Origin of the sequence: Desulfobacula phenolica (assembly GCF_900105645.1) — a bacterium.
GTDB classification, from domain to species: domain Bacteria; phylum Desulfobacterota; class Desulfobacteria; order Desulfobacterales; family Desulfobacteraceae; genus Desulfobacula; species Desulfobacula toluolica.
Genome location: NZ_FNLL01000008.1, coordinates 224,242 through 236,105, shown reverse-complemented (window position 1 = coordinate 236,105; position 11,864 = coordinate 224,242). Strand labels below are relative to the sequence as shown.

Sequence of the window (11,864 nt, the reverse complement as noted above, 5' to 3'; positions counted from 1 at the left end):
TTAGTTGTTTATAGCCTTACTGATACTTTCAGATAAAGAATCAATTTTTTGTATGTCTTCTTGCGAAATACCTGATTCCATAAGTTGAATTTTAAATTCTTTTTCAATAAACACAAACAATTCTACAAGCCCGAGTGAATCAAGACCAAGCTCATGCATTAGCATGTCTGATTTTATATTTGACGGTTCTTCACCTATGGACAAAGCTATCTGTTCAGTAAGTTTTTCTTTAATATGTTTGATAGTAATGTTTTCCAATTCGTTTATAACCCCTCAATATAAGTAAAAGGATGGAGAATTTTTTCAGGTATTTTCATATTGTTTCCCTTTTCCAAAAGAATTGATGCAGCACCGGTAGAAATTTTATCTTTTGAATAAGATAAAAATGTACAATGCTTATGAGCAGCAATAAGAGGGTCTGATTCTTCTTCTACATAACAGACAAGGATCTTTTTTGCTTGATTAAATTCAAACCAAGCATCAGCCAAAATCAATGCCTGTTTAAAAGGATCATTAAAAGAGGTGATTGTAAGCGATTGTCCGTTGATTTTAAGAGAAGTTGCGATATAAGAAGCTGCGGCATTATGAACTGAATGGGAAAATGTTGTTGGTGACACACCTGAATCAGAATAATCTAAAAGATTGTCTAAAAAATTAAAGGTTGTTACATGAGGTCCAAACAAGGTCGCTACAATAATTGAAATTTCAGTATTTTCATTTTCAAAGTCAAAACCTGCACATGCCTTTTTTGAAGCAGATACAGCCATTTTTGCAAAAATATCCGCTCTTCTTATACCTTTTATTTTTGTGTTTTTATCTGCAAACCCTTTACCAAGCAAGTTCACTTTTATACTCTCCTGAAAATAACTGCTGAATTGTTACCACCAAAAGCAAGTGATGTTGATAAAGCATATTCAGCCTTAAAACTTGTGGCTTCTGTCACAGGGCTGAAACCAATGTCAGGATCTTGATCGCAAAAGCCTGCATTTATTGGGAGCCATTGTTTTTCAAGTGATAATACAGTCAATATTGCATCAATTGCACCAGCAGCACCAAGTGTATGTCCGGTATATCCTTTTGTGGAAAGAATTTTTGTTTTGTCTTTAAACAGATCTTTAAAAACATAGCCTTCAACAAAGTCATTGTTTTTAGTTGCAGTGCCATGGGCATTTATAAAATTGATATCATTTTGAGTTAAATTTGCATTTAACAAGGCTTTTTCAATCGCAATTTTTAAACCTTTGCCCTTGTAATGAGGTGCGGTTAAATGATAACCATCAGCAGCTGTTGCATATGAGCAGCATTCTGCTAATATTGAAGCTTTACGTGCCCTTGCAGTAGAATCTTTTTCAAGCACTATAAAGGCTGCTCCTTCTCCAAGATTTAATCCATCTCTGTTTTTATCAAAAGGTTTGCAAATTGAGTCACTGAGTATCCCTAAAGAATTAAATCCGGCAACAGGAATACGGTTTAATTCATCTGCACCTCCGGCAATTACAATGTCACAAATCCCTGTTTTAATCCATGACATAGCAACTCCAATTGCATCAGTGCCAGAAGAACATGCATTCACAACATTTAAACCAGGACCTGAAAAATTATGTTCTAAAAGGAGTGCTTCTGATATATTTCCTTCAAGATAATGCTTTACAGGATCATAAGACTCTACCGTGCCGGAGCGAAACTGTCTGTAGAATTCAATATCATTGAGTTGGCTTGCAACAGTTGTCCCGCAGCAAATTCCAATTTTTAACTTGTCTGAATTGTTGATTTTAGCCGGAACTATGTTAGCCTGAACAATAGCTTGCTTAAAAGCGATATCAGCAAGCTTTTTTGTACGCATTCTCGAATCTGATGCTTTGTTCAGAAAACTTGCTTTAAAAACAGGTTTGTTTATATCGCATTCAAAAAAATCAATGTTCGAAGTATTAATCTTATTTTTTGATAATGCCTGAAAAGTTTCATCTATTGAATTACCTAATGCAGAAATGATACCCATGCCTGTTATGAAAATTTTTTCATTATTCATAATATCTCATTATAAAATTTTAAGCTTTGACCTGATAGAAACACCTTATGAGTCTTTAATTCAGGAGGGGAGCATTCATAGGTTTGAATAAATATGATTAGCAATTGTGTCAATTGATACAAGGATTTCCCTGCCTTCTTCCATATCTTGAATTTCTATTCCCCAAATACGTTGTAAAAACACAACAATTTCGACAGCATCAAGAGAATCAAGGCCTATTCCTTCGTCACCAAATAATACTTCATCATTTGTAATATCTTCCGGCCCTATATCTTCCAAAGAAAGATTTTCAATTAATTCTTCTTTTAGTTGTGCTTTGATTTCTTCAAGGCTCTGCTTTTGGGACATATATTCTCCTTTTGAGTATTAATCTTCTTCCCATACATCATGAAAAAGAAAGCACTGGTATGGATATTCTTCAAAAAAATCATTAAGTATATCAGCATATTCCTGTACCCATTCAGATAGTTGGTTCTTTTTATTTTTACGACTCTTATACTCAGGTTTCATAATATTTGTAAAGTCTACCTTATAAGTTTTTAAACCGGTTTTTGAAGCTAAAGCTATTACAACAGGAACTTTAGTTGCAGCAGCAATTGCAAAAGCACCATATGGAAAATTTGCCTTAGCACCCATAAAATTTATTTTTACAGATTCAAACCTGTAGGATCTGTCTCCCATATATGAAACAATATTGCCATCATTAAGCTCTTTTACTACAGGGATTATTCCTCCCAAGTGTTCCTCAGGAGAAATTATACCAAATTTATTATTATCGTTAATATTAAGCGCTTTTTTAACAGCTTTATTATTTTCTGGTCGAATAACAAGTGAAATTTTTTTATTTAATTGGCCAAGCTCTGTCATTGCAAGTTGCCAGTTTCCTGCATGGGCAGTCAAGATGATATAACCTTTATCTGATGCAGAAAGCTGATTAAGCTTATCTTTGTCAACAAAATCAAAATTAAAATTAACTGACCCGGATATTTGTGCAACCCGGTCGATCAATTGTTTGCCTTGACTGTAGAGCAATTTGTAGACTTTGAAGCGTATTTTGATTTTAGAATCTGAAGGAAATCGTTTTTTCAAATAAGCTGATGAGGTTTTGACTGCTATTTTATCAAAAAGCCAATAATGAAGGGTGACACCATATAAAAGTGTATATGCGGCATAAAGCCCGCCAAAACGCAGAAATATTCCAAAAAACCAGAAGCCGATTCTATTTCCTCTGTGGGATTGTTCAATTGTTTCAGGCATAGTCATGTTTTGATATTTTTTTTTGAATTTTAAGTGCTATAAAATAGACAGCAACAAATGCAATTATTGCATAGATTGGTGCCATTACCAACGACCCTATAAACCAGTCAAAAATATATTCCTGCCAATTTGTTTTAAATGCAGCTAAAGTAAATTCGCTAAGCCAGTTGCCGTTACGAAAATAGTGTCCTACCTCAATACATACAAATGGAACAAAAGGAGGTGAATAAAGAATTTGAATGCCTAAAGCCATAATTTTATTCAAGTGTAATCGTGCCGTTACATATATGATTGCAATCATATGAAAACCCAAAATAGGAAGAACTGCTATGATAGTACCCATTGCAGCTGAGAAAGCCAATGCCATGGGGGTTGTGTTTTCATTGAGCAGCATTTTAAAAAAACCGATCGGATTTAAAACAAGAGAGTATCCATGGCTTTTATTATTAGCCACTAATTTTTTATGGGGTAATGGTACAAGGCAGCGGCCAATAAGACGCGTATGCATTAGAGAAATAAGAAAATTATCTTTAAATTTATTAAAATGGGAAATACGAGTTTCAGGTGGATCATAAACAACATTGATTGAGATCTCATTAATGGGTATTTGTGCCCATGCTGCCCTTGCTATTACCTCTATTTCAAAATCATAGAATGAACCATAAAGTTTTAACTTTGAAATCAGTTTAATTGGATATGCCCTGAAACCACTTTGAGTGTCTTTACAATCTTTACCAGTTTCAATTTTAAACCACATATTGGAAAATTTGCGACCAAAACGACTGGAGCCTGGAACAGAAGATTGGTTTAAATCACGGACACCCACATACAATGAATTTGGATTATTCTCAATTGCATCAAGAAAATTGGGCAAATCTTCAGGACGATGCTGTCCATCCCCATCAATTGTTATCATTGAAAGGACATTTTTTTCTTTAAGATAGTTTATGGCTGTTAATAAGGCTGCTCCTTTACCTTTGTTTTTATCATGGCGAATAACTATTGCTTCAGTGTCATCAAGAAGTTCAGTAAGGTTAGCATCAGTGCTACCGTCATCTACAACAAGAATATTTTTAATATATTTAAAACTTTGCTCAACTATATTTTTAACAGTAGTTGCATTATTATATACTGGTATGACACACCAGACAGAATTATTATCCATTTTTATGATTTTTTTCGTCTTTTTGGCCTTAGTCGATCTTTGCCAGGTATAAGAAGATCCCACATAAGCCCTGTATGACCTAATTTGTGTAAAAATTTCACACTATTTTCAAGAGCATCAGGTGGGAACACGCAGTGCCGGTATGGTTTAAAATTTTCATCTAAAGTTGTTTGCATCCAGTCTTTATCAAGACCAGGTGCAATATAATAAACAGGTTCCAGCAAATCATTATCTTTTTTGATAATTTCTTGTTTAATAGCAATGTCATGTAATTTTGTGTTAGGAAGGATTCTAATCCCCAGAAATATAAAAGAGACAGTCTTGTTTAAATTTATTATATTACTAATCCCTTTTTCAACGGTCTTTTTAGTCTCACGAGGGCATCCAAACATAAAAAAATTTGCAGTTGCAATTTTATTATCAGTAAAATTTTTATTACATTCAATAATATCTTTGAATCTGAAAGATTTACCCAATCCTGCCAGGGTTTCGTCCGAAGCACCGTCAGACCCAATTTCAACTCCGCGAACCCCGGTTTTTATCATAAGATTAATGGCAGATTTAGAAATTTTTTCAGGTTTGATATAAGCTGTCCATGGAACCGAAACCTTTTGTTTGACCATTTCTTCAAGCAGCTCAATATAATTGCCCTGATTGTCATTAAAAACAGAATCTGTAAAAAAAATCATTTTAGCCTTACACTCTTTTACAAGGAATTCAATATCATCAATTGTTTCTTTAATATCACGATGTCTGAACACATTTCCTTCAAGGTAAGGATATGAACAATAAACACATTTATGTATACATCCACGTTTTGTCTGGACATTGGCAATAGAACCATTATTCAGATAATAATTTAAAATCTCCTTATCATAGTATGCTTTTTGTATTTGGTTTCCTCTAAGGTCTGATTTGGCTTTTAGGATTTTATTCGGAGGTATTTTACCGGCTTTGATTTGACTTGTGAGGTCTACCATCAAACTTTCACCTTCACCAACGATTCCAAAATCTGCTCCAATTTCCTCAAGTAATTTTTCCGGTAAAATTGAAAAAGCAGTGCCGCCAAGAACAATCATTGCATTGCTTACAGATTTGATTTGAGAAACAATTGATTTAACAACATCGATATATATTTTTTCATTCATGGAATTAACATTGTCAATGTTTCTCATTGATATGCCAATTATTTCAGGAGCCTCTTTTTTTATGGAAAACAAAAGTTTTTCATAAGAAGAGTTATTTTGTAAAAAGTCAAATTGAAAAACTTTGTTGCCGGCTTTAATAAGAGCATTTGCAACCATGCTCATTCCAAGAGGATATACTGGATAGGGCGAGGTGGCTATATTTGCATCAACTAAAAAACATTTCATGTTTATTGTTCCAGAAATAATATGTTTGGAGTATTTTTTTGCTGTTCAGAATTTTTATCTATTATTCCTGCAAAATAAGTGAAATTTTCGCAATAATTTTTTCTGATTTAAGGACTTTACCTTGGAGTTTAATTGTTTGTTTATCTCTGTTTAATTTGTCTCTATTTGCTTTGACAATAAAACAAGTAACAGTATCAGCAAACACAGGTTCAATAAATTTAGCCTGTGTTATTTGAGATAATGTAACCTCTTTTTTTTTGTATAGTTCATACATTAGAGTCATTGTTTTAATCATCACAACACCAGGTAAAACCGGATTATTAGGGAAGTGTCCTTTAAAACCAATAAAGTTTTTATCAAACTTAATTTGGATATTTAAACTATCATCTTGATATTCAAGTTTTTCTTTTATTAATTCAGTTATCTGTTGGTTTATTAAGCTCATTTTCAAGTCAAATCTTTGATTGCTAAAACTCGAACCATATATCAATATAAAGTTTTTTTAAACAAATAAATAAAAAGATTTTGGGTGTATGCGTATACACAAATGATTATTTTATTTCTTTTGTCTCTATTTCAAGGACATAGCCATATTTATAATTTTTAAAAAAAAGTTTGAACGGTATTTCTCTATTAGATGTCCTGTCGTTAACAATTGTATAATCATAATAATCAACAGACCAGATTTTGTTGTTATTTTTATACATTGATTTTGTTGTCAGTTTTAGAGGCTGCCCACTAAAAATGTATTCAAAATCATTTTGGTCCACTTGAGTATTTATTGTAACTTTATATTTATCAAGCTCAAGAGATGCAGTCTTTAAATCAATTTTTCTGTTAAAATAGATATGTGCTATATCTTGACTTATCATGGAAGCCGCCTTATCAAGATTATCAGCGCCGAATTGAGGAATAACGTAACTTGAAATTACCTTTTCATCTTCCATTTGAATTTTAAAAAGGGTTATGCCCATGGGATTAAAACCTGCAACAGAAAAATTTTTATTTTCTCCGTCAAGTTTGGTAATGCCGAGAGCAGTCATGGATCGACCTTTGAACGTGAATATGGTTGAGTTGATCATGTTTGTTTTTTGTGTAATTGAATCATTATATTGAGCTATTTCTTTGCAGGCAGTTTTTTTGTCTATATGGTTAAGTGGGACAAGATTATGCTCAGGTACATCTATGGTTGAACAGCCAGCTATAAATAGCAGAGAGAAGAAAAGTAAGAAAAATTTCATTTTAACACCTTTTTAAAAGCAGGAATACAAAAGACTGCGCTCAAGTAAGCTGCAATAATTCCACTTACTAAAGTTACTCCTATAGAAAACATCACAGGGTGAGAAGCAAATAATAATGCGCCTGCTCCCATCATACTTGTCAGCATTGAGAAAGTTGCAGCAATAATTACAGACTTTCTATTTTTTAATGAATCAGCGCTTGATATAAAAACACCGTAATCAAGACTTAAGCCTAAAATAATAATTAAAGTTATAAGAATTATTGCAGAGACCTCGATTGAAAGAAGGTTTAAAGCAAGAAAAACAAACGAAATTGAGGTTACAACAGGAAGTAATGATAGAAAAATATCCTTGGGCTTTCTCAAAAAAATTATAATCAATACACACACCCAGCAAAATGCAAAAAAAGATATCTTTTTCAAGTCCAGGATTAATTGTTTTCCAATGTGGGAAGAAAGTTCTATTCTTGAAACTATATACGAATCTGGATAATCCGTTAAAACTGATTCTATTTTTGTAAAGTTTTCTTTTGTGTCATTAAAATAAGAGAGAAGATGAGTTGAGTCGATCTCTTTGACAAAGTGCTTTTCAAATATTTGTAATACTTCCGGAATTTGATTTTCAAATGAAAGGCCTTTTGATTCAAGCAAAAGGAAAAATTTGTTAAAAGAATCTTTTTTAAAACCATAAGCCTCTGTTTCTTTTAAGAATTTGTCTTTAAGTTGAAAAATCTTATCTTTTGTCCAGAATTCTTGAAAGTTCTGCAAATTTTTTTGTTGTTGCTTTATTGAAGGCAAAAGAACAGCAAGCGAGTTAAACCCATCAATATTATTTTTAAGTTTATTTGTTATTAGTTCATAATCGGGCCAGGCATCTTCAATATTTTTGCCTTTTGTAACAATGACACCTGGTTTTTTTTCTCCACCCCAAACACCATAAAATTGTGATTCTGAATCAAAAACACTTTGCTCGCTTCCATCAAAGGCTGAAATGTCGGTTGCTTTCAAAAAATCAGAATTTATCATACTCATTATGGAAAAAAAGAAAATTACACCCCACAAAATTAAGATAAATTTACTTTTATTGACTGATACTTCAGCAGGGATATTAATGTTGGGGATTAAACTTTTCTTTTTCCAAAAATGAGGCAAAAAAATTATTGATAAAAGAACACAAATCACAATGCTGATAATGGAAAAAACAGCAAGCTCCTTATAACCCTGAACAGATGAAATAAAAAAAGAGACAAAGACACCCATTGTGCTTAAAGATGCTATCCAAACGGGTTTAATTGTATTTTTTAATCCTTTATAACCGTTAGTCTTCCAGGCAGTGAACAAATGTATCCCATAGTCAACAGAAATTCCTGCGATCACAGCAGCAAATCCTATCATAAAAAAGGATAAAGAATTGAGAATAAAACTGGAGATAAAAACAGAAAGAACAATAGCAAAAAACGGCAAGATAAATATTGACAGAGCATCAAATGTTTTAAACATAAAGAGCATTAAGACAATAAAACTAAGAGTGATAATGATAGTGGTAATATATATATCTTTTTTAACAATTTTCTGGTTACTCAATGTATGCTTATGCCCGCATACTGTCACAATATTAAGATCAGGGAACGTTTTTATGATATCATTTATTGCTGACATAAGAATTTCAGATTTTTCAGCATCTGTTAAAGGAGCGGATGTTTTGGCTATAGCAAGTGAATATTGATGGGTTTTGTCAACAAAATGCTTGTTCTTAAGTTCAACATCAAACCCCATTGATTTGCTTAAAACCTGAAGCTTATTGAGTATATGGTTAGACCACCCAAAAGGGTCTGTGTCCATAGATGTTTGCATAAATGAACTGCCGGGTGTTGTAAGCATAATAAACAACTGTCTTGCTTTTTCAGCAATATACTCATCTTTTTCAATATCTTTAAATAATTTATAATCTTCTTTTGCAAGTAACAGCGGTAATAATTTTGTAATATCCCTTCTCAATTTTGAAATATCAAGATTTTCAATTCCTGTTACTACTTCAGTAATCAGAGAAACTTTTTTTAATTTGTCTGAAAAAGCCTCTGTTTGTGATAATAAATTTTTATTTGAATTGTTTTTACATGTTATGGAAAAAGCTATAGTGTCAGACATGTCTGAATTATTAATAAAATCAAGAGATCTTTTTAATTCAGGGGAATCTGGTAACATAACAGAAATATCATTAACAAAATCTACTTTGGCAATTCGAACAAAAGAAACCATGATTAGAAGGAAAAATAAAATCAGAAGATAAATTTTATTTTTTCCAATAAAATCAAAAAATAAGTCAAACTTATTGAGTTTATCAAAGTTTATATCAGTCTTTTTAGACACGGTTAATTTGTTTCCCAAACTGACTTGTCAATTTTTGAGTTTAAGATTACATCATTAAAAAAGAGTTCGGTAATATCATCATTTTTTTCCAAAAGTTTGATATTTGAGATATATCTTTTATCATTTTGAAAAGTAAGAGTGATATTAGTGAGCATTTCTGAAGCAGGATTATGTTTCTTTGGCGCAAAGTCTAAGATACCTGGGTTTTTTTGAATAACTTTGATATCATAATCATTTTTACACGATGAATATGATCCTGAGAACCAGAAAGTAATCTGTTCAATCATTGCTTTGAACATTGGATTATCTTTTAGTGACATCTCTTGTGTTCCGTTTGATTTGTCCCATTTTTTAACCTTGTATTTGCTTAAAATCAGTGTGTATTCAATCGGATCAGTCACAATCCAGGCAAACTTATCAGGGTTTTGAATATAGAACTCACCTTTGATTATAATAGGTATGTCAAACATAGCCATTTCTTTTTTCTGAACAAACATGGCATGAACTGTATTAACCTGGCTCATGTTTTGTTCTACTTCCGATAAAAAATTATCAATCTGAGCATCTGCAGCAAAAAGTTGACTGGTAGGAATTAAAAAGATTATTAGTAATATTATAATGTTAAATTTCATTATTTACTCCGTCAGTTTGATAAATCTTTACTTCACCTTCTGCAATTAAAATATCTTTACAATATATTTTTGCTGTAAGTATGCCAAAATTTCCAAATTTAGTTGTTTTATAAATATCAATAATAAGCTTATCTCCGGCAAAGGTTTTAGCATAAATATTAATTTTTTGACCTCCGATTAAAAATCCTCCGGGACTAAGCTTACCAGTATCAAATTTTTCAAACCCATCCATTACACCGGCAGATTGTGCCATTACTTCCATATACGCAAATTCTTCCAGGCTTCCATCCTTTTTAATAAAAGGGCTGTTGGCTGGAAAAATAGATTCCACTTTTGCATAACGTTCTTTAACAGTTAATAAATTAGTGACAACACGCATGCCTTGTTTTTGAGGTACTAATTTTTCAACTGACATGGGAAGATAAGTGATTTTTTCAAGTTTATCGTGATTTTCAGGACATAAAGGATCAGATGCCAGATAATCACCAGTCAAAGCAAATGTTCTGGCACGACACCCATAACAATTGGAAAATTTATCACACTTTCGACATGGGCCTTTTATACTGAATTCATGGTTTTTAAGGTTTGCAAGAACCTCACTGTCAAAAAGTATTTTTTTTAATCTATTCTGGCGTATATTACCAATTGATAATCGCATTCCAGCGCAAGGATAAACAGAACCATATAAATTAATGAAGCACGAATCTTTATGTTTTAAGCACTTAATCAATGCATTTTCATTAACAGATAGGTTGTTACACGGTTTTCTTAATGAAAATTCCATTTGCATGTTTTTTTTATTAATTAATTTAAGAATTTCGGCAGTATCAGGATGTTGGTTTGATGAATTGTTAAATAAAATCACTTTTTGAACACCAAGCTCATTTGCCTGGTTTATCAAATCTATTATTTCATCAAGCAAAAGTTTGTTTTTGTTAAATTTATCAGAAGTTTTAACCTTTGTGAAATAACAAAAAAAACAGTTAAGGTTGCAACTGCCCCCAAGATCTATTTCTATGCTATTGATTATATTATTGTTTATGATATTGTTGTTCATATTACCTCTTTGTGTTGATCAATAAATATCTGCATTTTTGCACGAGTATAATTTTTTAGTTCAAAACTACTAAAATGTTCATATTCATTATAATCAATGGCAGGGAGTTTATGAATTTCAATATTTCCTGGATTTATTTTTAAACTTCCACGTAATGGCTTGTCTTTATTTCCTAAAATGCACAAGGGTACAATTTTCAGATTATTTTCTTTTGCTATTCTGAACAATGTGCTATGGAACTTGCCCATTTGAGAAGAGACAGATCTAGTGCCCTCGGGAAAACCAATAATTGAAATATTATTTGAAAATAAAAGTTTGCACTCTTTTGAAAAATCAACAAAAGACATACTTCGAATACTCAAATATCCGGCAAGACGAGCGCATAGCCCTAAAATTGGGATCTTAAAAGGCCATAAATTGACAATTTGAACAAATTCACCCGGAAGTACACCCATGAGAAAAGCATCTGAAGCTGAGCTGTGGTTTGCCACATACACACAAGGGTCCAAAGCCTGTTTGCCTTCTGATGAATCTATAAATTTAACTTTAACAAGTATTCTTGCAAAACCGAATATAATTATTCTTCCGTAACATACAATCAGGAATCTTAAAGTTTTTTGAGCTATTGTTTTTGAGCTAAAAACACGAATAAATATTAAAATTATTCCAAAAAACAGAAAAAAAATTATTGTAAAAGTACTAACAAGAATAAAAAACAACAGATTCTTGAAAAAGATCATA

At 32.0% G+C, this 11,864-nt stretch carries 13 protein-coding genes; all 13 read right to left on the bottom strand.

The window, feature by feature from the left end; genetic code table 11:
- The 13 genes from BLT94_RS14620 to BLT94_RS14560 all read right to left on the bottom strand — a co-directional run bounded on the left by BLT94_RS14620 (nt 1) and on the right by BLT94_RS14560 (nt 11,863).
- A complete protein-coding gene (locus BLT94_RS14620; protein ID WP_014959186.1) occupies nt 1-258 on the bottom strand; it encodes an acyl carrier protein in 258 nt (85 codons plus the stop codon).
- A 5-nt stretch (nt 259-263) separates the two neighbouring features.
- On the bottom strand, nt 264-845 hold the full coding sequence (locus BLT94_RS14615) for a beta-ketoacyl synthase chain length factor (RefSeq protein ID WP_014959185.1): 582 nt from the start codon (nt 843-845) through the stop codon (nt 264-266).
- A 2-nt stretch (nt 846-847) separates the two neighbouring features.
- Nucleotides 848-2,029: a beta-ketoacyl-[acyl-carrier-protein] synthase family protein gene (locus tag BLT94_RS14610; RefSeq protein ID WP_014959184.1), complete on the bottom strand. Its 1,182-nt coding sequence runs from the start codon at nt 2,027-2,029 to the stop codon at nt 848-850.
- A 75-nt stretch (nt 2,030-2,104) separates the two neighbouring features.
- Nucleotides 2,105-2,377 carry an acyl carrier protein gene (locus tag BLT94_RS14605; RefSeq protein WP_014959183.1) on the bottom strand — a complete coding sequence of 91 codons (273 nt, stop codon included), beginning with the start codon at nt 2,375-2,377 and terminating at the stop codon, nt 2,105-2,107.
- Nucleotides 2,378-2,395: 18 nt separating this feature from the next.
- Entirely contained in the window at nt 2,396-3,286 is an 891-nt protein-coding gene (locus BLT94_RS14600) for an LpxL/LpxP family acyltransferase (RefSeq protein WP_014959182.1), read from the bottom strand.
- Nucleotides 3,279-4,451 carry a DUF2062 domain-containing protein gene (locus BLT94_RS14595; RefSeq protein ID WP_014959181.1) on the bottom strand — a complete coding sequence of 391 codons (1,173 nt, stop codon included), beginning with the start codon at nt 4,449-4,451 and terminating at the stop codon, nt 3,279-3,281. Before BLT94_RS14595 ends, BLT94_RS14600 begins: the two co-directional genes overlap by 8 nt.
- A gap of 2 nt (nt 4,452-4,453) precedes the next feature.
- A complete protein-coding gene (locus BLT94_RS14590) occupies nt 4,454-5,824 on the bottom strand; it encodes a lipid biosynthesis B12-binding/radical SAM protein (protein ID WP_014959180.1) in 1,371 nt (456 codons plus the stop codon).
- Between the two features lie 61 nt (nt 5,825-5,885).
- Entirely contained in the window at nt 5,886-6,269 is a 384-nt protein-coding gene (locus tag BLT94_RS14585; RefSeq protein ID WP_051012479.1) for a hotdog family protein, read from the bottom strand.
- A gap of 106 nt (nt 6,270-6,375) precedes the next feature.
- Nucleotides 6,376-7,065, bottom strand: coding sequence for a DUF3261 domain-containing protein (locus BLT94_RS14580; protein ID WP_014959178.1), 690 nt, complete (start codon nt 7,063-7,065; stop codon nt 6,376-6,378).
- Nucleotides 7,062-9,434: an MMPL family transporter gene (locus tag BLT94_RS14575; protein ID WP_014959177.1), complete on the bottom strand. Its 2,373-nt coding sequence runs from the start codon at nt 9,432-9,434 to the stop codon at nt 7,062-7,064. The genes BLT94_RS14580 and BLT94_RS14575 overlap by 4 nt, the downstream gene beginning before the upstream one ends.
- Before the next feature lie 2 nt (nt 9,435-9,436).
- Nucleotides 9,437-10,066, bottom strand: coding sequence for a LolA family protein (locus BLT94_RS14570; RefSeq protein ID WP_014959176.1), 630 nt, complete (start codon nt 10,064-10,066; stop codon nt 9,437-9,439).
- Nucleotides 10,056-11,123 (bottom strand): radical SAM/SPASM domain-containing protein, encoded by a 1,068-nt coding sequence (locus BLT94_RS14565; RefSeq protein WP_092235566.1) that lies wholly within the window; start codon nt 11,121-11,123, stop codon nt 10,056-10,058. The genes BLT94_RS14570 and BLT94_RS14565 overlap by 11 nt, the downstream gene beginning before the upstream one ends.
- Entirely contained in the window at nt 11,120-11,863 is a 744-nt protein-coding gene (locus BLT94_RS14560; RefSeq protein ID WP_014959174.1) for a lysophospholipid acyltransferase family protein, read from the bottom strand. The genes BLT94_RS14565 and BLT94_RS14560 overlap by 4 nt, the downstream gene beginning before the upstream one ends.
- Nucleotide 11,864: the final 1 nt, after the last annotated feature.